The sequence below is a fragment of the Halobacillus litoralis genome (assembly GCF_020171725.1).
Lineage (GTDB): Bacteria > Bacillota > Bacilli > Bacillales > Halobacillaceae > Halobacillus > Halobacillus litoralis_F.
Genome location: NZ_JAIVAJ010000004.1, coordinates 195,221 through 217,341, shown reverse-complemented (window position 1 = coordinate 217,341; position 22,121 = coordinate 195,221). Strand labels below are relative to the sequence as shown.

General features: G+C 46.1%; 32 protein-coding genes and 1 pseudogene. 9 read left to right on the top strand and 24 right to left on the bottom strand.

The window, feature by feature from the left end; genetic code table 11:
* The first annotated feature begins 80 nt into the window (after positions 1 to 80).
* Positions 81 to 1,448 (top strand): MFS transporter, encoded by a 1,368-nt coding sequence (locus LCM20_RS09800; protein WP_225195275.1) that lies wholly within the window; start codon positions 81 to 83, stop codon positions 1,446 to 1,448.
* Positions 1,449 to 1,492: 44 nt separating this feature from the next.
* On the opposite strand, the gene LCM20_RS09795 is transcribed toward LCM20_RS09800, so the two are convergent.
* The 4 genes from LCM20_RS09795 to LCM20_RS09780 form a co-directional block, all read right to left on the bottom strand.
* Entirely contained in the window at positions 1,493 to 2,083 is a 591-nt protein-coding gene (locus tag LCM20_RS09795; RefSeq protein WP_225195274.1) for a DUF4328 domain-containing protein, read from the bottom strand.
* 90 nt (positions 2,084 to 2,173) lie between these two features.
* On the bottom strand, positions 2,174 to 3,040 hold the full coding sequence (locus LCM20_RS09790) for a phosphotransferase family protein (RefSeq protein ID WP_225195273.1): 867 nt from the start codon (positions 3,038 to 3,040) through the stop codon (positions 2,174 to 2,176).
* The gene (locus LCM20_RS09785) at positions 3,027 to 3,632 is read right to left on the bottom strand and encodes a DUF4328 domain-containing protein (protein ID WP_225195272.1); all 606 of its coding nucleotides are present in this window, start codon (positions 3,630 to 3,632) and stop codon (positions 3,027 to 3,029) included. Before LCM20_RS09785 ends, LCM20_RS09790 begins: the two co-directional genes overlap by 14 nt.
* A gap of 15 nt (positions 3,633 to 3,647) precedes the next feature.
* Complete coding sequence (locus LCM20_RS09780; protein ID WP_225195271.1) at positions 3,648 to 3,890, bottom strand: hypothetical protein; 243 nt, start codon at positions 3,888 to 3,890, stop codon at positions 3,648 to 3,650.
* 84 nt (positions 3,891 to 3,974) lie between these two features.
* Here LCM20_RS09780 and LCM20_RS09775 point away from each other — a divergent pair, with 84 nt between their 5' ends.
* On the top strand, positions 3,975 to 4,178 hold the full coding sequence (locus tag LCM20_RS09775) for a hypothetical protein (RefSeq protein ID WP_225195270.1): 204 nt from the start codon (positions 3,975 to 3,977) through the stop codon (positions 4,176 to 4,178).
* A gap of 27 nt (positions 4,179 to 4,205) precedes the next feature.
* Here LCM20_RS09775 and LCM20_RS09770 read toward each other — a convergent pair whose 3' ends face one another.
* The 6 genes from LCM20_RS09770 to LCM20_RS09745 form a co-directional block, all read right to left on the bottom strand.
* Complete coding sequence (locus LCM20_RS09770) at positions 4,206 to 4,754, bottom strand: putative glycolipid-binding domain-containing protein (protein ID WP_225195269.1); 549 nt, start codon at positions 4,752 to 4,754, stop codon at positions 4,206 to 4,208.
* Between the two features lie 64 nt (positions 4,755 to 4,818).
* Positions 4,819 to 5,160 (bottom strand): hypothetical protein, encoded by a 342-nt coding sequence (locus LCM20_RS09765; RefSeq protein WP_225195268.1) that lies wholly within the window; start codon positions 5,158 to 5,160, stop codon positions 4,819 to 4,821.
* Between the two features lie 89 nt (positions 5,161 to 5,249).
* A complete protein-coding gene (locus LCM20_RS09760; RefSeq protein ID WP_225195267.1) occupies positions 5,250 to 5,531 on the bottom strand; it encodes an RNA polymerase alpha subunit C-terminal domain-containing protein in 282 nt (93 codons plus the stop codon).
* A 20-nt stretch (positions 5,532 to 5,551) separates the two neighbouring features.
* Positions 5,552 to 5,695 (bottom strand): hypothetical protein, encoded by a 144-nt coding sequence (locus LCM20_RS09755; RefSeq protein WP_225195266.1) that lies wholly within the window; start codon positions 5,693 to 5,695, stop codon positions 5,552 to 5,554.
* A 179-nt stretch (positions 5,696 to 5,874) separates the two neighbouring features.
* Positions 5,875 to 6,852, bottom strand: coding sequence for a Gfo/Idh/MocA family protein (locus LCM20_RS09750; protein WP_225195265.1), 978 nt, complete (start codon positions 6,850 to 6,852; stop codon positions 5,875 to 5,877).
* Between the two features lie 40 nt (positions 6,853 to 6,892).
* Complete coding sequence (locus LCM20_RS09745; protein WP_225195264.1) at positions 6,893 to 7,060, bottom strand: hypothetical protein; 168 nt, start codon at positions 7,058 to 7,060, stop codon at positions 6,893 to 6,895.
* A 190-nt stretch (positions 7,061 to 7,250) separates the two neighbouring features.
* On the opposite strand from LCM20_RS09745, the gene LCM20_RS09740 reads away from it, so the two are divergent.
* Together LCM20_RS09740 and LCM20_RS09735 are read left to right on the top strand one after the other, a co-directional pair.
* Entirely contained in the window at positions 7,251 to 8,363 is a 1,113-nt protein-coding gene (locus tag LCM20_RS09740) for a GGDEF domain-containing protein (RefSeq protein WP_225195263.1), read from the top strand.
* A gap of 54 nt (positions 8,364 to 8,417) precedes the next feature.
* Positions 8,418 to 8,600 (top strand): hypothetical protein, encoded by a 183-nt coding sequence (locus tag LCM20_RS09735; RefSeq protein WP_225195262.1) that lies wholly within the window; start codon positions 8,418 to 8,420, stop codon positions 8,598 to 8,600.
* A 56-nt stretch (positions 8,601 to 8,656) separates the two neighbouring features.
* Here the strand turns inward: LCM20_RS09735 and LCM20_RS09730 are convergent, their stop codons facing one another.
* From LCM20_RS09730 to LCM20_RS09715, 4 genes and pseudogenes are all read right to left on the bottom strand, one after another.
* Positions 8,657 to 8,977, bottom strand: a complete 321-nt coding sequence (locus LCM20_RS09730; protein ID WP_225195261.1) for a hypothetical protein — start codon at positions 8,975 to 8,977, stop codon at positions 8,657 to 8,659.
* Positions 8,970 to 9,080: pseudogene (locus LCM20_RS09725) on the bottom strand (HIT family protein); the annotation flags it as partial. The pseudogene LCM20_RS09725 and the gene LCM20_RS09730, both read right to left, overlap by 8 nt.
* An 85-nt stretch (positions 9,081 to 9,165) precedes the next feature.
* Positions 9,166 to 10,173 (bottom strand): phosphotransferase family protein, encoded by a 1,008-nt coding sequence (locus tag LCM20_RS09720; RefSeq protein WP_225195260.1) that lies wholly within the window; start codon positions 10,171 to 10,173, stop codon positions 9,166 to 9,168.
* 144 nt (positions 10,174 to 10,317) lie between these two features.
* Positions 10,318 to 10,587 (bottom strand): hypothetical protein, encoded by a 270-nt coding sequence (locus LCM20_RS09715; RefSeq protein ID WP_225195259.1) that lies wholly within the window; start codon positions 10,585 to 10,587, stop codon positions 10,318 to 10,320.
* A gap of 300 nt (positions 10,588 to 10,887) precedes the next feature.
* On the opposite strand from LCM20_RS09715, the gene LCM20_RS09710 reads away from it, so the two are divergent.
* Positions 10,888 to 11,178 carry a hypothetical protein gene (locus tag LCM20_RS09710; RefSeq protein WP_225195258.1) on the top strand — a complete coding sequence of 97 codons (291 nt, stop codon included), beginning with the start codon at positions 10,888 to 10,890 and terminating at the stop codon, positions 11,176 to 11,178.
* Between the two features lie 409 nt (positions 11,179 to 11,587).
* Here LCM20_RS09710 and LCM20_RS09705 read toward each other — a convergent pair whose 3' ends face one another.
* The 4 genes from LCM20_RS09705 to LCM20_RS09690 form a co-directional block, all read right to left on the bottom strand.
* Positions 11,588 to 12,298 carry a hypothetical protein gene (locus LCM20_RS09705; RefSeq protein WP_225195257.1) on the bottom strand — a complete coding sequence of 237 codons (711 nt, stop codon included), beginning with the start codon at positions 12,296 to 12,298 and terminating at the stop codon, positions 11,588 to 11,590.
* Positions 12,298 to 13,173, bottom strand: a complete 876-nt coding sequence (locus LCM20_RS09700) for an ATP-binding cassette domain-containing protein (protein ID WP_225195256.1) — start codon at positions 13,171 to 13,173, stop codon at positions 12,298 to 12,300. The genes LCM20_RS09705 and LCM20_RS09700 overlap by 1 nt, the downstream gene beginning before the upstream one ends.
* On the bottom strand, positions 13,163 to 13,546 hold the full coding sequence (locus LCM20_RS09695; RefSeq protein ID WP_225195255.1) for a GntR family transcriptional regulator: 384 nt from the start codon (positions 13,544 to 13,546) through the stop codon (positions 13,163 to 13,165). Before LCM20_RS09695 ends, LCM20_RS09700 begins: the two co-directional genes overlap by 11 nt.
* Positions 13,547 to 13,738: 192 nt before the next feature.
* On the bottom strand, positions 13,739 to 14,314 hold the full coding sequence (locus LCM20_RS09690; protein ID WP_225195254.1) for a helix-turn-helix domain-containing protein: 576 nt from the start codon (positions 14,312 to 14,314) through the stop codon (positions 13,739 to 13,741).
* A gap of 91 nt (positions 14,315 to 14,405) precedes the next feature.
* Between LCM20_RS09690 and LCM20_RS09685 the strand changes: the two genes are divergently transcribed.
* Positions 14,406 to 15,374 carry a multidrug resistance efflux transporter family protein gene (locus LCM20_RS09685; RefSeq protein WP_225195253.1) on the top strand — a complete coding sequence of 323 codons (969 nt, stop codon included), beginning with the start codon at positions 14,406 to 14,408 and terminating at the stop codon, positions 15,372 to 15,374.
* Between the two features lie 7 nt (positions 15,375 to 15,381).
* On the opposite strand, the gene LCM20_RS09680 is transcribed toward LCM20_RS09685, so the two are convergent.
* The gene (locus tag LCM20_RS09680; RefSeq protein ID WP_225195252.1) at positions 15,382 to 15,801 is read right to left on the bottom strand and encodes a MerR family transcriptional regulator; all 420 of its coding nucleotides are present in this window, start codon (positions 15,799 to 15,801) and stop codon (positions 15,382 to 15,384) included.
* Between the two features lie 138 nt (positions 15,802 to 15,939).
* On the opposite strand from LCM20_RS09680, the gene LCM20_RS09675 reads away from it, so the two are divergent.
* Complete coding sequence (locus LCM20_RS09675) at positions 15,940 to 16,515, top strand: sugar O-acetyltransferase (RefSeq protein ID WP_225195251.1); 576 nt, start codon at positions 15,940 to 15,942, stop codon at positions 16,513 to 16,515.
* A 104-nt stretch (positions 16,516 to 16,619) separates the two neighbouring features.
* On the opposite strand, the gene LCM20_RS09670 is transcribed toward LCM20_RS09675, so the two are convergent.
* The 4 genes from LCM20_RS09670 to LCM20_RS09655 all read right to left on the bottom strand — a co-directional run bounded on the left by LCM20_RS09670 (position 16,620) and on the right by LCM20_RS09655 (position 19,425).
* Positions 16,620 to 17,486 (bottom strand): aldo/keto reductase, encoded by an 867-nt coding sequence (locus tag LCM20_RS09670; RefSeq protein WP_225195250.1) that lies wholly within the window; start codon positions 17,484 to 17,486, stop codon positions 16,620 to 16,622.
* Positions 17,487 to 17,735: 249 nt separating this feature from the next.
* Positions 17,736 to 17,909: a hypothetical protein gene (locus tag LCM20_RS09665; RefSeq protein ID WP_225195249.1), complete on the bottom strand. Its 174-nt coding sequence runs from the start codon at positions 17,907 to 17,909 to the stop codon at positions 17,736 to 17,738.
* 285 nt (positions 17,910 to 18,194) lie between these two features.
* Positions 18,195 to 19,064 (bottom strand): alpha/beta fold hydrolase, encoded by an 870-nt coding sequence (locus LCM20_RS09660; RefSeq protein WP_225195248.1) that lies wholly within the window; start codon positions 19,062 to 19,064, stop codon positions 18,195 to 18,197.
* A 79-nt stretch (positions 19,065 to 19,143) separates the two neighbouring features.
* Positions 19,144 to 19,425: a hypothetical protein gene (locus LCM20_RS09655; protein WP_225195247.1), complete on the bottom strand. Its 282-nt coding sequence runs from the start codon at positions 19,423 to 19,425 to the stop codon at positions 19,144 to 19,146.
* A 134-nt stretch (positions 19,426 to 19,559) separates the two neighbouring features.
* Between LCM20_RS09655 and LCM20_RS09650 the strand changes: the two genes are divergently transcribed.
* Entirely contained in the window at positions 19,560 to 20,033 is a 474-nt protein-coding gene (locus LCM20_RS09650) for a DinB family protein (protein ID WP_225195246.1), read from the top strand.
* A gap of 26 nt (positions 20,034 to 20,059) precedes the next feature.
* On the opposite strand, the gene LCM20_RS09645 is transcribed toward LCM20_RS09650, so the two are convergent.
* Positions 20,060 to 20,605, bottom strand: a complete 546-nt coding sequence (locus LCM20_RS09645; RefSeq protein WP_225195245.1) for a hypothetical protein — start codon at positions 20,603 to 20,605, stop codon at positions 20,060 to 20,062.
* 141 nt (positions 20,606 to 20,746) lie between these two features.
* On the opposite strand from LCM20_RS09645, the gene LCM20_RS09640 reads away from it, so the two are divergent.
* Entirely contained in the window at positions 20,747 to 21,595 is an 849-nt protein-coding gene (locus LCM20_RS09640) for an STAS domain-containing protein (RefSeq protein ID WP_225195244.1), read from the top strand.
* Positions 21,596 to 22,121 lie beyond the last annotated feature (526 nt).

Sequence of the window (22,121 nt, the reverse complement as noted above, 5' to 3'; positions counted from 1 at the left end):
CAGTAGGTGGATACTTTATCTTTATAGTAGCAGGAAGAAGGAACAACACCAAGCTGACAGTCAGAAGGAGACGGTCTTTTATGGGATTACAACAAAAAAATGAATCGCATATCCATCAAAAGAGAATCATGTTTCTCACTTGTACCATCCTCGCCTTTGCGGTGATGAACGGGACCATGTTTAATGTGGCTATTCCCGATATATCGGAATCGTTTCAATTAACCCCGGCACAGGTCAGCTGGGTCGTCACGAGTTTTACGACCGTTTTTGCCATTGGGACGTTGATTTATGGGAAGCTTGCGGACCTTTATCCGATTCGAAGGCTTTATACGATCGGTTTGAGTCTGTTTTCATTAGGGGCTTTGATTGGGTTTATGGCTCCGAATTTCGAAACGCTGATTGTGGCGAGGATTTTCCAAGCGCTGGGGGCTGCCTCGGTCCCTCCTCTATCATTCATCGTGCCTGCACGCATTTTACAAAATGGGAGAGGGAAAATGTATGGCTACCTCGCTTCAACGATTGCATTCGCTTCAGGAATCGGTCCGATTGTCGGGGGCGTAATCGGGGGAACGCTGCATTGGCGGTATATTTTTCTACTCTCTGTCTTGAGCGCTTTCTCAATTCCCCTTTTCAGAAAATGGTTTCCTCATGAAGCCAAACAACCTGGCAGAATCGATTTGGTCGGCGCTGCTCTTGTGGCTTTGTCCGTAACGAGTTTATTATTTATCATCACAACCGTGAGCGGGATATCATTCCTGTGCTTCGTTGGATGTATGGCCCTGTTGATATGGCGGCTCAAATCTACCCGTGACCCATTCATTGATCCCACGATGTTAAGAATGAAGAAGTACACGGTGACCATGACGACAAGCTTTTTAGGCACATCCATCGTGTTCGGACTGATTTTTTTACTCCCTATTATGTTGCGGGATCTTTATGATTTATCCATCTTAGAGATCGGATTCATCCTTTTTCCTGGCGCCCTTGTTTCAGGGCTGATGGGACAGTGGACAGGAAAAGTCATCGCTTTACGAGGAGGGCATTCCATTGTCAGGTATGGGCTCTTATTCATTTCGGCTGGAGCACTTTTCCTATCCACGTTTGCTGGAGAGAACACGCTCCTCATTACCATCGGCCTTTTCATTGCCTACCTCGGCTTCCCTTTACTCCAAAGTGGTACAGCCGATTTAATCAGCACAAACTTGTCCGAAAAACAAAACGGAGTGGGGATGGGGCTGTTCAATCTACTAAACTTCCTGGCAGGGGCTTTCAGCAGCGCGTTGTTTGGCAAGCTGCTTGAAAGGGATTCTGTTTCCTTTTCCATGAATCCCTTTACAGGCGTCGGAGAAAGCTTGATTTACAGCAACATCTTCATGGTCTTCACCATGACAGGGCTGGTATCGTTCGTGCTTTTTTCCATTTTCTACGGGCTGCGTGATCAGTCTTAACTAAAAGAAGAGTGGTTTCGATTCTACCGAAACCACCCTTCTTATTAATTCTGTGCCTCATGTTCGTCCCCTTGAACCTCTGCCTGGTGTTCGACCAAGTTTGATAACCCTTTTGAAACAGATTTGATGATGAGGATGTAGGTCACAAGCAATGCGATATCTCCTATGTAAGATAAAAACCATACCACAAGCTCACTATCTCCGACTAGAAGAGAGTTGTTCACGATGGTTGTAATAAAGAAAAGGCTGTAATAATAAGGAATCACTTTCCCGACCTTTCGGCCTTCTTCATAGGTGGGTTCATCTTCTTTAAAGTAATCCGCCATCGTTGAGTAGACGTTCCATAGTCCATAAAGGTTGTAGATGGGAATCAAGATCTGTGCTAATGCGCGCCCGGGAGAAATACGATAAGACGAGTCCAATGACTGAAGATCTTTATGTACGCGATAGATCCACACTAAGAATAGAATGGAATAAGTCAAGATAACGAGTGTGATCACGAGCCCTATCACACCTTCATACGTGACGAAAGCCTCTCCCGGTGCGACGATTATACTCAAAATAATGACGTTGATCATCAGAAGGCAGGTGAATCCGATATCCGACCACAGCAAGTATTTCAATGGATTTTCCAAAGGTTTCGATTGTAATTTCATAACATCATCCTTTCCTCACTTTTTGTTCTTTCCTATGCTTCCTTTACAACCAGAATGGATGCCGTCCCTTCATCGATACTCCTTTATCCCGTTCTCAAACGCCTTCGCATCACCATGATTCACCCCGTGCAACGCTTCCTGCAGAGCGAAGGTACTTTTATAAAACCGCACCCGCTCCAGCACATGCTCCCCTTGTGGATAATCACGCAGGCACCTTTTCACAAAGTCTTCCCCGTACCCCGACAGTAATCCAGCGAAGTCGTACGCCGGGTCACCGATCTCCGTTTCACCAAAATCAATGACCCCAGAAACGCTCTGACAAGAGGGATTCCACAAGATATTAGAAGGCCCGAAGTCTCCATGGATCAGGGTGGTACGGAAATTCAAGAGTTCTTCATCCGCTAGGAAATTCTCAAACTTTTTCGAGACATCCTGCTTTGACTTTTCATTCATGTGGGGGAAAAGCTTCTGTTGAAAATCAACGTACAGTTGCCGGGTCGACCGTTTGATCTCTTCTGTCGTCTGCTTCGGGATATCGAGTTCGTCCACAGGCTGGTCGTGCATCTCTTTCAAAAACCCGACTAGTTCAGAAGCAAGCTCCTGCTGCTTATCCCCATTCATCCGCTTCAAGTCGCCAGACCATAATGGCGTCCCGGGAATAAGTGGATAACCTGTGAATACTTCGCCTGCCTCATCGTTCAAATGTTTGTAGAGTGGTTCTGGGATGGGCAGGTAGACGCGCCGTTTTAAATGGTCGAGCACCTTCGCCTCTTTCCTCAGCTTCCTCACCCCTGCCTCGTACTTGGGAAATCTGAAAACGAGGGCATCATTGACGATGAACACGTCATTGTTCTGCCCGATATCATTTGCTTCAACTTGGTTGATTTCGAGATTCGGATAATGCTTCTGGATTTTCTCTTTACTACTGTGCTTCATTTTCGTCCCCTTGAACTTCTGCTTGATGCTCGACCAAATTTGATAACCCTCTTGAAACAAACTTGATGATGAGGATGTACGTAACCACAAGCGCGATATCGCCTATGTAAGACAGGAATAATACAATACTATTCACAAAGTTCCTTATAATATAATCGTTCACAAAGGTCGTAATGAGGAAAAGCGCATAATAAAAAGGAATGACTTTCCCAAGGTTTTTACCCGCTTCAGACGTGAAAGGCTCTTTTTTAAAGAAATTCGCCATCGCTGAATAAACATTCCATAGTCCGTACAAGTTGAAAATCGGAATCAACACCCGGGCCAATGCGCCACCCGGGGAAGTAGGGTAAGACCTGTCCAATGATTGGAGATCCTTATGTACCCTGTAGATCCACCCTAAAAATAGAATGGTATAGGCCAATACAGTGAGCGTTAACACCAGCCCTACAATATTCTCATAGGTCGCGAATCCATCCCCTGGTTCAATGAAGTTCAGCAGGACCACATCAATCATCAGAAGTACCGTTAACCCGATATCAATCAGCAGCAAGATCTGCATTGGCTTTTCTGGTTCTTTCGATTGTAATTTCATAACATCACCCTTTCCTCAGCCGACCGGCTCTTTTTTTTTCTCATCTTTCCGCTCCTCCCATGCTTCCTTCACAATCATGAACGAAAAGAAGACAATTACAAAAATCGAACCCGTTTTCATCGCAAAATCAAGTAGTCCGAACACGATGTTACCGACTTGACCTCCAAACTGATCCAGGAAGCTGAAAATGGGAATAGAAACGTTGTAAATCGACCATCCTGCAAGAACAGCCGCTAGTTTTTTCAATAGAGTGTGCATCTTGCCACCACCTTTTGACAGTAGGTATTGTATCTTATATAATCTTTCAATCTAAGCTCTATAATAGAAAGGTGATGAATCGACATGGAATTGACCAGCACGGACCTGCATGAAGCGAAACGGCAGATCGACTCGACCGTCCACAAATTAAGAGAAACAGTCAAAACCTTTGAGGCAAAAGACAATCCCGACCGTTACAAATCGCAGATCACCTTAGCGAAGAGAAGAATCGAAGCGTTTGAAATCTCGGTTTATCTCATCGAACAGGAATTACTGAAACAAGAGTAGAAGAGCTGACGAATCCAGTTCTTCTTTTTATCGCCGAAGAAAAACACCCGGATAATCCACAACGAACCCATCCTCATCGACTGTAATTATCGTTCGATAATCCCGGCACCTGTATTGAAAAAGTCTGTTGCCATCATCCGCATTTCCTTCATAGGTGTAGTGCTGCGCCAAGTTCAACAGCTCGAAATTCGAAGCATCGATATACAAGACATCCAATTTTCTTTCCTGCCCATTCTCCCATGTAAACCGGTTGATGTGAAGGGAGTTGGAAAAGGGAGTGATGGAAAGGTCAACATCAACCGCTCCCGACATTTCACGTAGCTCCTTGTCTCGTCGATACCATTTTCCTTCCTTACAATAGAGAAACAGCTGTGCATGTTGTTCGTGATTGGTGACTTCTACGGTCTTGGTCGTCCACTCCTCATCGGTGACCACTTGATATGAAAACTTCCGGACATCTCCGTCTGTTGCAAGAAGGACGACGCCTTCTGCAACTAGACTGGAATCAACATTTTTGATTTTCAAAGATTCAGAGCCAGGCTTCTCCAGGTTCGACCATTGAACATGTTTATTCATGTTTTCCTCCTATTGGGGACGGTTCTCCTGTTTCACTTTGATATGAAACAAGAGAACCGTCCCTTCATTTCACTGTGATCCTCTCGGCGGTTTCTTCGTCGGAACCCGTGGATTTCAACCAGATTTCCACATCATCTTTTATCCGCAATTCATCGAGTGACTCTTTTGCCCCATCAACCTTCGTCTCTTCGTCTACCACGATTTCATAGACAGGATAGGAGGCGTCGGGGTCTGTGACAGGTGGAACAACGGTAAGAAGGTTTTCATCGATGTCCTGAATCAGAACATCATCATAATCTGGTTCCTCTTCTTCTGGCGCTTCAACTTCTCCGACGTTTGTTTGCTCCTCAGCCACGCTGCAACTGACGAGGAGAAACAACGAACACAACAAGACAAACCACTTCACAGCATCGTCCCTCTCCTTTCATATGTCGAAGTTCTGGAACAATGGGGACGGTTCTTTTGTTTCGAAACAAGAGAACCGTCCCCATTGTTTCAATCTCTAAACGACAGCCCCTCTTCTGCCAAAGCCGACCGTAGCTTTGGTATAGAGGATGGTCCTACGCCGTGAAAGGCCAGCACTTCCTTTTCGCTATACGTCGATAAAACCTCAAGCGTGGTGATGCCGTTGTTCTCCATCGCCCTTCTGGCTGGTGCCGACAGGATGGAGAGAAATCCACTTTTCGGTTTCCGTTCTTGTTCGCATGTAGGACATGTCGGGCAATCACTGCTTTTATAGTATGTATGGCCATTTTCACAAACCTTTTTGTTGGACATCTCTTCACCCCGTCATTGATTTAATCGTTCCGCTGATTCTTTTCCTTCAACGATTGAACCAGCTTGAACGCTAGCCAGGCGGCAACACCGGCCAGCAGGATGTACAAAATGATATTGAATATAGATACGATCGGTCCGAGGCTGAATACGCCTCCTTCATCCATATGAATACTCCTCTCTGTGTGAAACAATGGGGACGGTTCTCCTGTTTCGAAACGGGAGAACCGTCCCCATCGTTTCCTCTCGCAGCTACCATTTATTCCTTATTTTATCATAGAATTTCCTGCCCGATAAAAAAACCACCGCTCCCATTGACTGTTGGAACGGTGGAATCGAATCTTCTCTACTTGTAATACCCTTCAAGCATTTCATCCATCACACAGTTTGTGCGAAGTGCCGTCCTGCCTGTGCTCGGGCATGTCCCGGTTCCAGTCAATTCATTGACGATCGACTGGATGTGCGGATGCTGAATGTGCTTCGGATGGTCGATGTTGAAGGTTTTTTCAACGGATTCGGTCAAAAGAGTGATCGGCTTTTGATCAAAGGAGGAAAACACGATTTCGCCTTCTGTTCCGACAATGCGGTTCAAGTCTTCATTTTTATAAGAAGAAAAATTCCACACGCCGGTTCCGACTGCACCGCTTCCGAACCTCCACGTTCCGCTGACGGTATCTTCTGCTGGATAAGAACCTGCCAGATTGTGCGCAGATCCTTTCACGTCCTGTAGAGGTCCAAGCAGGTATTCGAACAAATCCAAGGTGTGTGAGCCGACGTCGTAAAACAGCCCCGCTCCACTTTTCTCAGGTAACACCCTCCATGGCCAGCTGCCGTCTTCTTCTTTCGCAATCAACTGCTGCGTCTGTTGGATCGAAGCGAACCGAACTTCTCCGATCTCTCCGTCTTCAATCAGTTCCTTCACCTTCAAGAAACGCGGCAGAGACCTTCTGTAGTAGGCGACAAACAACGGAACGCCGTGCTTTTCGCACGCCTCGACCATCTCTTCACATTCTCCTGAGCGGTCCGCCATCGGTTTCTCGACATAGACCGGTTTGCCCGCTTCGGCTGCAAGAAGCGTGTATTCCTTGTGCGACGAAGGCGGAGTCGCGATATAAACGGCGTCCACTTCGTCATCGTGAATCAAGTCCTCCGCCTTGTCGTACCACTTCGGAACGCCGTGCCGCTCTGCGTAATCTTTCGCTTTCTCGCCATTCCTTCTCATCACAGCAACGAGCGAGCTGTTTTCTGCCTGTTGAAAGGCGGGCCCGCTTTTCACTTCTGTGACATCCCCGCACCCGATAATTCCCCATCGTACTGTTTTCATAGAATGGCCTCCTTGTTATGTAAAAATGATGTGTCTGATTTTAGTTGAAAAAGAGAGCGTTGATGATCAGTAGAAACGAAGCCCCGAACGACGACAACAGAAACACCTTTGCTGGAAAAGGAAGGCTTCCTCCTCCCGACTTTGGATGCCCTTCAATCGTTTGTTTGTGGTCCATCCCATCGTTGAACGGTTTATCCTGGTCACTCATGATGACAACTCCCCTCTATAACCCATTCAACAAACACTCTTTCTCTCCTTTTTTCGACGTGGTAGGAATGGTTGTTTTTCTAAACATGAGAAAAAATTACTATAAAATGATTTCGCGTGTACTGATTATGGTATATAATACCTATAAATATAAAATACCGTCTATACTTTCAATGTGAAGGAGAATGTTTATGATTGTGAAAGAGCTTATTTCAAACTTAGCCATCCTCACTTCTTTATTGTTTTTATACACAATATCAACGTACTCTACTCCTTTACGCAGCTCATCCTCTGTTCAACAAAAATGTTTGACCGGAGCCTTAGCCGGTGTACTCAGTAACATCCTGATGCAGTACAGCATGCATTTTGAATCTGTCATCGTGGATCTTAGGCATATCCCTGTCATTCTTGTCGCTTACTATGGGGGACCCATCCCGGGCTTCGCAGCTATGACGCTGACCATCATCGGCCGTTTATTCTTTGGTATAAATACTGAATCCATGTTAGCTCTTGTTTTCATTGTCGCCACGACGGTGTTCACCTTGTTGATCAAACGGTTCAGACTTCCCCAGAAACAAAAAGTCTTTCTAGCCGTGACCTTCTCGAACATCACGTATTGTGTGATGATCTCTTTCCTTTCTGTAAGCACGCTTACGCTTGCCACGCTGATGATTTCCTATATGACCATTTCCTACACAGCCGGATTCCTGTCCTTTTACATCATCGAATATGTACGAAGAAGCCAGAGAATGTTCCGAACTTATCAAAATGAAGCTTCCAAAGATGGCTTAACAGGGCTTAATAATGTGAGACAGTTCGATCAGATTTTCAACCTGATCAGTCTGGATGCGGAGCATCGAGACGAAAAGCTGTCTTTGGCTTACATCGACATCGACCACTTCAAAGACGTCAACGATACGTATGGTCACCGGGAAGGAGACCAAATTCTGAAGCAGCTGAGCGATATCCTAAAGAATTCCGTCCGATCGATTGATGTGATCAGTCGAAATGGTGGCGAGGAATTTACCGCGATTCTAGTAGACTGTTCAAAGGAACGCGGCATCCTGGTCAGTGAGAAAATCCGGAAAAACGTCGAGAAGCACCCTTTTGTATTAACAAACGGAGCAACCATTAAAATTACCGTCTCTGTCGGCATCGCGTGTTACCGGGACACGACCTTCACACGGGAGGGGTTGATTGAGGACGCTGATAAAGCGCTGTACGAAGCGAAACGATCTGGGAGAAACAAAGTCGTCGTCTATCAATCGAATCATCTTCACGTAAACAAAAAAAGACCCTGGTAGAAGGTTCCCATCCCTCGTTTCTCCTGATAGAATCAATGACGAGGAGGGAACGATATGGAAAAAATAGCAATGAACGCTCTCATTTTCTTCGCAGTAGGGGTCGTGCTCACGCTTCTGATCGGAGAAGGTCCTGCCTTTTCAGTCGGAATCGTGATCCTATTCCTGCTTTCCGTGATCATCGCTCTGTTAATCAAGATCGTTCAACAATTGGAGAAAACTAAAAAAGACCCTGAATAGAGTCTTTCACGTGCGGTGCTCATTTTTTTACAGTCCGAAGAGAACCGCACCAGGCTTCACTCAACTTCTCTAGTGAAGTCATGCTTCAGTTCACCGTTCTTCCAGTCATACCATCCCCAAAATTTCGTGTCTTTTCCTTCCACCGTATACGCTACTGTAATCCGTTGGCCCGCCTCAGTTTTGCCAAGACTTTCAATAAATAAAACCGTAAACGAATCCGTCTCCTTCCGCTCCGTGATCTCTTCGTGAACGGCCCGCTCCAACCTTTTATCCTGAATGTACGATGTCAGCGTCAATGTGATGGCGATAAGAAACAATACAACCGCTAAAAGCGCCCATTTTTTATAGGGCTGCTGGTTGGATAACACGTTATTCATCTACCATCTTCCTCTTGTTTTCAGGCTGCTTCAACCAGTAGCGAATGCCTTTACCTGCAAGAGGTTCATCGTTGTATCGCGGGATGACACGGAAATGGCTGTGTATGAAATGGGGACGGTTTTATCGTTTGTGCTTTTCTGAGCAAACGATAAAATCGTCCCCATGTATATGATGCACAAACCACTGTCTACCTTATGTTCTCTTGAAGCTCCGCATAGAGCTCCCATTCGCGAAACGTTTTTCGAAAAAGGCTCTGAATATCACGCAACCGTGTTTCTTCACAGCCCTTTTTACTCACCAAATCGCATAACGCGATCATATCCATCATTTTAGCTTGCTGAAGCCATTCCGCCGGGAGTTCCCCTCCGTGTTTAAGGTAACTTGAAATGAACGGACGCAGAAATGGGGAGTTTTCCACATCCTCATAGCGAAGCAAGTTTCCGATGTCATGTAACGGAGAGTGACAGAACGAAAACTCCCAATCTAAGATGCCCGTCACTTCCACCCCTTCACCCACGGTTTTGACGAGAATGTTCAAGGGGTTGAAATCGCTATGTACCAAAGAACGCTGCTCCCCGATTCGATTCAACAAATAAGCCCGCTCATCAGCGAATCGTCTGACTTCCTCGACCATTTCTGAACCTATGTTTTCCTCTACATAGCCCTCACCAATGATATCCCCTAATACACTCCTGAAAGAATCCGCTCCTAGAGTCAAAAACTCCTTCACATTCAGCTCTTCATCAAAGAACCCTGGTGCAGAGAACTGAATGGAATGCATCTCGGCCAGCCACTTCCCGACTTCTTGTCCGGCATCCGATAATTTATCGTGATCCCCTTCGTTGAACAACTCGGATAGTTGAAAACCCTCCACCCAATTCAATACGAGAAAAGGGTACTCTATCTGTGACAAGGTAAAATCGTGGTATAGTACTTCCGGAACAGGCAGGTTGCTTTGGACACGTTCCAGAATCCGCTTTTCGATAGGACCTTTAGTGCCGCCCGCATTGTAGATTCGTAATACGACATCATCCCCATCCGTAAGAGAGAGTTTGATATTCGAGTTACTGAGTCCTCCACCGATCGGTTCAACCCCCGTAATCCCTCTGTCACGCAAGAAGGAATGCAGCATGTCCGATAATGTTTGATCATTCGGGACGATGACCTGAGTCGAGCGTTTCCATCCTTTTTTCAATTCCACCACTCCTCATTTATTCAGTACTTTTCGAAAAGGATATAAACTTCAGTATACCTGTCCTCTTTTCAAAAGCAGTAACGTGGGGGTCGGTTTGTTTGTGCTTTAATGAGCAAACGCGAGTACCGTCCCCAAGTATGTAGTTCAGCTCGACCACTTGCCAGACTTGCATCCTGAGAAGGGGTTCCTAAATAGGCTGTGTCCCATACCTTTTTTGGTATAATTGGAATTGCCTAAAACGATGCCTTCTTTGATATTTTTATTTGATTCAGCAAGTTCTGCTTTACTGATCGTTTTTTTCTCATATACAAGATTTCCATTTTCGATACTTGCTTCACCAGTCGCTAACATCGCGTCTTGGCAAGGGGAACCGTCATACTTAGTTTCAACTTTAGTTGTGACTGATTTTGGCATTTCTGTACCGCGAAAACTGATAACGACTTGACCACTCTTTTCACTTTTTAATACATAACCAAAGAGACCTGTATTTTCATCCTCTATCGTATCAATAGAACGCCATATATCTTTTCCATAATTTTTTATTTCTGTATGTATCTTCTTTACATCGTCGAAATAAGTTCGTTCAGAAATCTCAGTCGCTTCAGTATCTCTAATTTATTCATTAACTTCACTCCAAATATCTAATGAGGTGATTTTTTGTATTCTCGACTCATCTTGATCATTTCCATTATTATACTATCAGGTGGTTGCAGTGTGAACTCTAACAGTGAAAACTATAGCGAAGAAACAATTGAAAAGGCGAAAGCCAGCGTAGAAAGTTACATTATAAATAATTATCAAAATATCGAAAGCGTAGAGTTTAAAGATTCTCCTTCTGCACCGATGGGTAGACTTGTTCTTGAAGGCACCGTTAATAAAAAAGCTACATTTAATATCGGAGTGAATGATGATTTTACAGTAGGAAGCATTGGAATGGGGGAAGGCTTTCCAGAGCCTAAAGAAGAATGTAAAGAGCATTCATGTGACTATGAAGTAAGTAACTAAACTTCCGCAACCCATTGAAAGTTAAATAAATGTTGAGTTTTCAAGGTTCATAGCCTTCTTTCCTTAGGCAACGGGATCCAATTGAAGCCGTTTCTTCAAGAAAACCGGCAACTGCTTAAAAAACTTGTCCAAAAACTATCATCATTTTATTATTTTTCATCAGTATCCAGTTACAACGATTAATTGAAGGAAGAGAAAGAGGAGAGTCATGACAGAATGACTCTCCTCTTTCTAATTACTATTCTTAGGATCATGTGGGTTGTACTTGAAGATGCTGTTCATCAGTGAGATCAGTGCCAGCAATATGACCAGGGACCATATCGGATGATCAATGACAAAACCTACAACCACCTTCACCACTTCTTGCCATAACACCTCTAACATTTCACTCCCACTTTCTTTTCAATCTTTACTTCATTTTCACGCGAATATCTTTCACTAACCTGTAGTTCACACCTGCCAAAACAACGCTGATCAACGTCAGAATGAGAACGGAAACGATAACCGATTGCGAAAGCACCTCAAGCGTAAGTCCGAACACCATGACCGTTTCCCCTGTCACGATGCCCTCGATGAAGAGCAGGATCAGCGAAATGCCGGTGGCAAGCATCCCGACCAACCAATTGTACCGGTAGAAGGCGTGGCCGATGAACCAGCCAAGCAAGTAATAGAACCAAGAGGTGACAAGAAACATCAGGATAAAGCCAATCCAATACCCCGCACTTTGCGGTTCCACGTAAGTTGGATAACTCATCCCCACCATGGAAAGCACCCCTTTTTCCACAAAGGTAAGAAGGAAGGTAATGATTCCAATCCCTGCAGTCGTCAGCAATGAGGCAACTACCCCTCCGATAAAATAGGTCCTTCTTGTAAGGCCGTGCTCTGTGTAGTAACGGAGAAAAGTATAGACCGTCAGTATGCCGACAATGAGCATGAAGATATCACCTGCGTCATTCATGAAGTAAGCGAAGTGGTCGATGACGCCGGTATTTTCACCTCCGGCATCAAATATCCAAAAGATCGCACGTATTGTCAGCATCGAGATGAATAACCAGGTCGACCATTTCAACCATTCTTTCACGAGTTCCTGTACAACGGTTTTATCAAAGTGTTGGCGCATCATGCTTCCTCCTTCGTAAGATACGTGAACAATTGTTGGAGAGAGATGGGATCCAGTTCAAGGTCCTTCGACTGAGCCGCCGCCCATTCTTTCTCTGACAATTCCCCGTAGATGGTGGCAGCCTTTGTGCCTCCGAGTGTTTCGACATGCAGAACCTTTTTATCCGCTGTGAATGCGTCAACTGCCTCGTGATCCCCGATCACCTTCATGCCGCGGCTCGTAAACGTTTCATAGTCTTCGTCGACGATCAGCTTCCCGCGATCGATCAGAAGCACATGATCGAATAAATGCTCCATTTCTGAGACCAGATGAGTGGACAGGATAAACGTGCGGTCGCTTCTCTCATGCTCCTTCAACAGCTCCTCATAGAACATTTCCCTCGAAGGCGCATCCAGCCCTAAATACACTTCATCAAAAATCGTCACCGGCGTACGGTTCGCAAGGCCGAGCATGACATGAAAGGCCGACACCATCCCACTCGAATACTTGCTGAGCGATTGGTTCAAGTCAATGTTGAACTTCTTGATCAGCTCTTCCGCATACGTTTTGTCAAAATAAGGACGGTGCTTATTCACAGCCTTGTAATACTTCGACGCCTTTTCAATCACTTCATCTTTATATACACGGTCGTAACCGAAGTGGACTCTTTTTCTATAACGAGGGTGCTCGAACAGCTCCTCCCCGTCATAGGTGATTGTGCCGGATGTAGGAGTTTTATAAGAAGCAATCAGCGATAATAAGGAGGTTTTGCCGGCTCCATTCCTGCCGATCAGTCCATACATTTTCCCCGGTTCAAGCACTGTCGAGATGTTTTCAAGCGATTGTTTCTTCCCGTATTTCAATGAGACGTTCTGGATTTCAATTTTATTCTCCATCATGCAGCCCCTCCTTTGTTTTCTTGATTAAATCGAACAATTCTTCCTCTGAAAGATTCAGCTTCTCCGCTTCCAGAATCATATTTTTCAAATAGACCGCGGCAAAGTTCTCTTTTCTTTTCTGAAGCAGCTTCTCTTGAGCACCCTCTGCGACAAACATGCCGATTCCCCTTTTCTTATAAAGGATTTCTTCCTCCACCAACTGGTTCATCCCCTTGGCCACCGTGACATGATTTACTTTGTAAAAGTTGACGAGTTGAGTCGTCGAGGGAGCCTGCTCCCCTTCCTTCAGCGAGCCGCGGACAATCTGATCCTCCACCTTTTCTCTGATCTGGATAAAGATCGGCTTATCCGATTTGAAATGTTGAGCCATTCCATCAACACCTTTACGTTTGTTATATGGTTATATAGTACACTATATAACCATATGGATGCAACTACTTTTTTTCCACAAAAAAAGCCACCGCTATGGGTGACTTTGAAACAAGGGAAACGAGGGGACGGTTCTCTTGTTTCTGGAACAAAGGGACGGTTCTCCTGTTCCAAAACAAAAGAACCGTCCCTCTCAAGACTGCGTATAAATCATTACAAAATGAAGCACCGCTTCCATCTCAGCCGGATTGATGTAGGCATGGTCCTGGTCTGCTTGGAACTTGATCGAATCATAGAGACCAAGCTCATACACATCATCCTGCACTTTCACTTGAACACGACCTTCCATGACGGTCACGTACTCCACAACCCCCGGCTGGTGGGCACCGGCGTGGTATTCACTTTTCGGTTCGAGAAAAGCCCGGTGCGTCTCGATCGATCCGTGCCCGCGCATCGTGAACATCGGTTCAAGGGCCAATGCCTCGTCCGCGCTCAGCACCTTCTGTCCCCCGTGCTTCCTTGAAATCGCCACTTCTTCTTTTTCCGCCAATAAAAACGAAATCGGAATCGAGAGCCCGTTGGCGATTTTCCAGATGATCGATAAGGAAGGGTTCGCTTCCCCTCTTTCGATTTTGCCAAGCGTGAGCGAACTAACATCCGTCCACTCGGCCAGCTCATTCAATGAGAGTTCTTTCTCTTTTCTAATGGCACGCAGGGTAGCCCCGACGCGCTTCGAATACTTTTCCGGATTGTTCATTTCTCCACTCATCCTCCTGAAAAAAAGATTGCATCCTCCGACTCCTTAGGTATATTATAATATACAACATATAAACTATGATATATAAAAAGGGGATTTTTTAATGAAGGAGATTGCGCTAGGTGTACTGTCGTCGATGTTTTTTGCGGTTACGTTCGTGTTGAATCGTTCGATGGAACTGGACGGGGGAAGCTGGATGTGGAGCGCTTCGCTGAGGTTTCTGTTCATGGTACCCTTCTTAATCCTGATCGTATGGTTCCGTAAGAACGTACGACAGGTCTTCATCGAGTTGAAAAAAGATCCGCTTCCATGGCTCGCGTGGAGCTTCGTCGGCTTCGTGCTGTTCTATGCACCGCTGACCTATGCGGCGGCTTACGGACCCGGCTGGCTCGTATCCGGCACGTGGCAGTTCACGATTGTCGCCGGACTCCTTCTCCCTCCCTTGTTCAAAGAAAACCAGCAGACGGGACGGGGTGTCGTGACGACGCGGAAGAAAATCCAGAAGAAATCACTCGCCATTTCCCTCATTATACTCACAGGTGTCCTGCTGATCCAACAGCAGAAAGCAGGCGAGCTCACTCTGCTGGAGATCATCATCGGAGTCGGACCCGTCGTCATCGCCGCCTTTGCCTACCCGCTCGGCAACCGCAAAATGATGGAAGTATGCAGCGGGAAGCTCGATACGTTCCAACGCATTCTCGGCATGACGCTGGCAAGTCTCCCTTTCTGGGTTATCCTCAGCGGAGCCGCCTTCATCGATGACGGTCTCCCGAGCGCGAGCCAGACCGTCCAATCCCTGATTGTCGCCGTCTGTTCAGGCGTCATCGCGACGACCCTGTTCTTCATCGCCACTAACCGCGTGAAGGATAACCAAGGCAAGCTCGGCGCTGTCGAAGCGACGCAGTCGATGCAGGTACTGTTCGTCATTGCAGGCGAAGCGTATCTATTATCCAGCCCGCTCCCATCAGGCATTGCCGTTGCCGGCGTGAGCTGCATCATCATCGGAATCATCGTGCACACCTTCCATGTGAAAAAAATAGCAGCAGCCCCCGCCTTGAAACAGTCAGGCTGAAGAAAAGTTAGAGCTTTTCATCGTTCTTTTTCTTATCGACAAATGTCTTGTATAAATTCGCGGACTTATTTTCCTTCAGGCTGTTTTGATAAAAATCAATTTTTTTATTGAGCAATTCCAAGTTTTTCCGGAAGGTGTCCAATTGCTTCTTCACTTTCTCCCTATGGTTGGTCAGGATTTCAATCATTTCGGCTGTCCCTTCCTCTCCTGACTCCCATAGTTGTGTGTAATTCTTCAAATCCTCGAGAGACATGCCCGTTTCTTTCATGTGGATAATGAATTCCACCCACAATTTGTTGTGCTCTGTATAGCGACGGATATTGTTCTCTCCCCGCTCCGGTACGACCAATCCCTCTTTTTCATAATACCTCAGCGTATGTTCACTGACTCCGATTTCCTTTGAAAGTTCGCCGATCCGATATGTCACTGGCGATCACCCTTCCTGTATGTTATTAGATATACTTTACTACTTAGAGTTTACTCCAAGTCAAGGTCGTGATGCTTGCCTTAGAGTGAACTATAGGGGGTAGAATAAAAAAAGCAGACAATGAAGGAGGCGAAGAGAATGAATACATCTGAATTTCTGACGAGCCTGCGAAAAGGCGAAACGGTCGAGGGAGGTTCTGAAGCCCACCAGGTGATGCACAGACTGTCCCAGAAAGCCTTGCAAATCACCGCACAACTAAACGGGTCGTACCACCCTCCCGAAGAACTGCGCGAACTTTTTTCCAAACTAATCGGCAAGCCCGTCGACAGCAGCTTTATGCTGTTTCCTCCTTTCACAACGGATTGCGGTAAGAACATTGAAGTCGGAAAAAACGTCTTCATCAATTCAGGTTGCCGTTTCCAAGACCAAGGAGGCATCACAATCGGAGATGGCTCACTCATCGGACATAATGTCGTGCTGGCAACACTCAACCATGACATGAACCCTGAGAAACGGAGCACATTACATCCCGCTCGCATTACCATCGGCACAAACGTCTGGATTGGTGCCAATGCAACAGTCCTGCCAGGTGTGACCATCGGGGACGGAGAGGTCATTGCTGCCGGAGCAGTCGTGACAAAAGACGTAGAATCAAACGTCGTTGCCGGAGGAGTTCCAGCGAAGCCACTGAAAACCATCGATTCCAGCGAATGACCCAGCAGACAGGTGCCCTCCTTGCACCTGTCTTTTTGATTTTAAAAAAAGAGACCGATGCCTCGGTCCCTTTACACTGCATAATCTATGTTTTTCAGCCTCGCTTAGTCCAGCTTCCCACCAAACACTGGCATCACGCTTGCCTCTCCATAGTCTTTGATGGTTTCGATGTTCTTGAGAAAGTCCATGTCCTCTTCCGAAATCGTAAAGTCAACATCGGCATTGTTTTTCATATGCTTCGGATTGGCAGTCTTCGGAAGGGGAAGCATACCGAGCTGCAGCACGTAGCGGATGCTTAGCTGTGGAACAGAAACACCGTACTTCTCTGCCAGTTGCACGACTTGATCGTTCTTCAACAATTCTCCGTGCGCGATAGGAGAATAAGCTTCCACAAGAATATCCTGATCCTGCGTATATTGAACCAAATCGAAGGGTGTATTGCTGATATGCGCGAGAATCTGGTTCACCATCGGTTTGACAGTGCTCGCTTCAAGAATGTTCTCGACATCTTCTTTCTGGAAGTTCGATAGCCCGATAGCGCGTAGTTTACCTGCCTCATACGCTTCCTCAAGCGCCTTCCATGCCTCACGGTTCCCCTCAAAGTAACGGTCTTCCCCAGCGAAATCCTTCCAAGGCTGCGGACTGTGAATGATCATCATATCGATATAATCGAGCCCCATCGTCTTCAAAGATTGATTGATCGCGGACACGGCTTCATCATAGGACTTTATCTCCGCCGCCAGTTTCGTCGTAATAAACAGCTCTTCGCGATCAACGCCCGACTTGCGAATACCCTCACCGACACCATCCTCATTTTGATAAGCCTGAGCCGTGTCGATATGACGATAACCGATTTCCACAGCATCCGCTACAGCCTGGGCTGCATCATCATTTTCAATCATCCATGTTCCAAGACCAATCTTCGGAATCTCAACCCCATTTGCCAAACGATACGTTTCTTTCAACATCATAAAGAACCTCTCCTTTTAGAGTGAATACTTACTGCACATCCTGTGCTACACAATCCATGCCATGGATTTACAAGCAGTATAGATCCTCGAGTTCACTCTAAGGCAACATAAACGCTCAAAAAAAGAGGAACGGTTTCTCTGGTTCAGCTGAATCAGAAAAATCGCCCCTTCTCATTGTGGTATATGGAAACGAGGGGACGGTTCTCACTGTTTCAAATGAGCCGTCCCCTCCCATCATGATGTATGTATCTACTTCTCATTGGAATCCTCTAATTTTTTCTCAGCTTCCTTCGTATCGATCCATTGGGAATTCTCTTCTTGTATGCCATGGTGCTTCATGAGCGCCTGGAGTTTACTATTGATCGAAATAAGCATGAACGTCAGGAAAACCGCAAAGACAAACGCAATCAGACCTACTACCATCCTTCTCCCTCCTCTCTCCTACCATAACAAATCTGCCATCAAGTTCATCCACAAAATCGCGGGCGGGTTATGAAAACCGCGCTCCAATCCGGAAAATCGCGCCCGAATCCGAAAAGTCGCGCCCGAACCCAGAAAGTCGCGCCCGAATCCGGAAAATCGCGCCCGAACCCAGGAAGGTCGCGCCCAAACCCGGAAAGTCGCGCCCAAACCCGGAAAGTCGCGCCCAAATCCGGAAAGTCGCGCCCGAATCCGGAAGGTCGCGCCCGAATCCAGAAGGTCGCTCCCCTAATAACCATCCACTTCCTTCAAGAAACCCTCGACCACCCGCAGGAATCGTTCCTCCTCTTCGACATGAGCATAATGAGCCGAATGCTGGAATTCAACATGCCGGCTGTCCTGGATTCCTTTTTTAAAAAGAGCGGCCTGACCAACCGAAATTCCGTCGAACGCTCCACTGATGATCAGCGTAGGGCAGGTGATTCCACTCAACCTGTCCGTCATCGAATAGTCGGTCATCTCCTTATTTTTCTCCGGGTCCCAGATCAGCTGATTCGTGGTGACATCTTTATCATCCAGGGCTTGCTTGAGGTATTCCGGGTACTCTACTCGGCAGTAAAAGAGGTTGTTCCATTCTTTCAAATACTTATTGCGCTCCTCCTCTGACAGCTCAGAACCCGCCTTCACTTTATCGACCATTTTGGTTAATCGATCAGGAAGATGCTCCTCCTGAAAGGTTGCTCTGGATTTCAGACAAGCCTGCCAGTCAGCCACGCCACTGTGTATAATCAGACTCTTCGTCTGTTCGGGGTACTCGAGAGCAATGTTCAGTCCGAGAATCGTCCCCCAGGAGTGACCGAGAAGGTGGAACTCCTCTATGCCAAGCTCTGTTATGACATCATGAAACTGTTTAATAAAATCATTCATATAGAGCGACGGAAATTGATCTGACCGTGTCGACCTCCCGCTACCAATCTGATCATACCCAACGACTTCCCGGTCATGAGCTAAATCAAATAACGGGGCTAACGCTTTGTAAGGTAGGCCAGGCCCACCTGCGAGTAAGATAAGCGGGACAGAATCCTGTACGGCGGGACGCTGAATCTCGTAATATGTATGAAAACCATCACTCTCCAACACGCCTCTTTCTCTAACCATATTCACACCTCCTGAATGAAACGAAGGGACGGTTCTCTTGTTTCACACTGAAACAAGAGAACCGTCCCCATGTACCAAGCTACCCACCGAACGAATAACCGAACAAAAAGAACAGCATCGCACTTAGGAACAGAACACTGATGATCAATGTGAGAATCGGAACCATTCGATTCTCTCTTTCCTTCTTCAGGCTGATGACTCCGATGATCAATCCGAGGACGCTCGTGATGGAACTGACCGTGATAAACTGGACGATTGCTCCCAATCCGTTGACTGACATCATGAAGACGAACCAGACGATTTGAAGAAGAAAGATGACGAGCATGGATCCTGACAGTTTGCCTTGAATCGATTGCGGCATAACCACCCTCCATTCATTTCCATTTTTCTATGTCTCGATTGTATCTTATATTTGAATGATATTCCAAACGAAAGAGGGGTATTTCTTTTGGTAGTGATATACTATTGAAAAGATAAGAAATGGAGATGGATGCGATGGCTGATATAAAGACCTTGATTTCAGATCAATTCTTAGCAAATGCGAACGACCGGAGTTGGTACATATCCTTTTCAGAATCCGTTGAGGGATTGTCTGAGAATGAAGCCTTTTGGAAACCGGACAATTCGAGTCATAGTGTCGCGGAAATTGTCCAACACTTGATTTACTGGAATGAAGCCTGGCAGGTCAGGTACAGAAAACAGCAGGTAAGCGCAGTCGATTCGATTCCGAATGATGAAACCTTTCACACAGGCAGCGAGAAGTCCTTCTCTGAGCTCAAAGATACTCTGTTGCGCGTTCTGTTGGAATGGCAGGATCTTCTCACACCTGAACAGCTTGAGTTAAAGGTCCAGGGATTTCCCGTCGACGCCGAATGGTGGGCTATATTATCAAACGCCACGACCCATAACGCTTATCATATCGGTCAGATCATGTACATTCGCAAAATGCAAAAGGCTCGTAACGTCTAGCCTCTCTTTTCGAAAACGATTATTTTTCACCTCTGCAGAACCTCCATCAGCCCGTCATCTATCGGCCTGTACCTCGAGATCTTCCCTTCCTCATTCACATTGATTCTGCCGCTGACTTGTGTGTTTTCTTCCGTTCCGTCCTTCTCATAACGGATTTCGACTGTAAAATCATAAGCCCCGTCTGTCGCTTCCACGTCTTTTACAATCACTTGTTCCACTTCGAATTGATAGGCATCAGCCTCCCCGAACACATGAGGAGCCATAGCAAATGCCCCGATGAAGTCCTCATATTCTTGATCTGTAAAATACGGATGGTAGGTGGCTTCTAAATATTGTTCAAGTTCATTTGGTTCTTCTGGCCTTTTCGTTTCTCCAAGTCCGATGACTGTCACATGATCAGGATCATTAAGCAACTCCATCATCTTCTGATCAGGTCCAGTGAACTGTTGGGTTAACATGGCTTCAATCGTTTCGACGTCCTTCTCCTGTGCTGAGTTGGCAGCTGTGCATCCGACCAAAATCGCACTCAGACCGAGAAGGAGAAGGGCAATGGGAGCTATTATTTTTGTCAAAATGAGAACGCCTCCTTTTTTACCTTATACGTAGGAAACGATGATAAAGTTTCGAATCAAATTCTTTGTTTAAAAGTCCTACAGAAAAGGTATGGTATAACGTTAGGACTAGGAAAGGATGATGGTATGAATGCCCAAATGATGAAACACAGTAAAGCTTCAGTGAAAAAACTGGACAACTTCGACGAAGCCGCGGATACATTACTACATATGATTGCGAAATTTGCAGGTGTGAACACGGTTTTCATTGCGAAGAATGATAACTGCACCAACGAGATTGTGAAAGTGTTGAATGAAAAAGACGAACTACTACATACAGGTGACAAGCTCCCATTCGAGGATACGTTCTGCAGCTTGAGCGTCGATCACGGCCATCGTGTTCTAATGATTGAGGACATTAATGAGAGCGAATTGACGAAGGAACTCGATGTGACGAAGGGCCTTGGATCCGGTAGTTTCATCGGCATTCCGATCAACTATGAAAACGGAGAAAACTACGGAACGATCTGCGGGCTGGATACGCAGGCGTTGAACTTTTCCGAGGAGCATGTGGAGCTGTTTGAAACCGCGAGCGCGCTCCTTTCTTACGTCCTCGAACTGGACGCTGCCCGAAATGAGATCACGAACCTTTCCGTCCCGCTCGTCCCGATCACAGACGGAGTCGGAATCCTGCCGATCATCGGCAGCATCACAGAGGAACGGATGAAGGGCATTACGGAAAAGGTGTTACTGAGAAGCCAGGAGCTTGCCTTCGACTATATCGTGATCGATTTGTCGGGGATCAAAAAGGTGAACGAATTCGTCATCCATTCCTTCTCTCAACTGACCGACATGCTGAACCTGCTCGGCATTACGCCTTTGATTACAGGCATCCGCCCGGAGGTCGCGATTCAGACGACGAACTCGCCTGCCTTGTTCAAGGATGTAACGACGACGTTGAACTTGGAAAGTGCTTTGGAGTATATCGGATTTGCATTGGAGAAGAAGTAAAAAAAGGAGAAGATCGGCGCTTTTATAACGTTGGTCTTCTCCTTTTTATTGAGTCCAAGACTCGTTTTTCATTCCTTCCTTTTGAGAAGTCTCTTAAATCCGAAAAGGTTTTTTTGTAAAAAACTTCTTTATAGAGTAATAAGTATCGAACCCAACAGAAAGGGAGAGATAACACGAAAGTCATAAATGGCGCCATCTTCATCGTCGCATTTGTCACCCTCATCCTATCCTTCACCCCCTACAGCATAGGTACTGCGTTTCCATTACTCCTTGCGTCCTACGTGATTATATTTACAGGCACCGACTTTTTAAAGAATGGCGAAAAGATATACGGATCGCTAGTCATCCTATTTGGTCTTATGATGGGGATTGATTCAATGATCTCTCTCTTACAGTGACACGCAAAGCCGGACCAAAACAAAAAAGTAGTGCTCCCCTCGCCAGCACTACTTCCTCCTGGAACGAAGGGGACGGTTCTCTTGTTTCGGTGTAGCGCGCAAGTGGGCGCAAGTGGGGACGGTTCTCT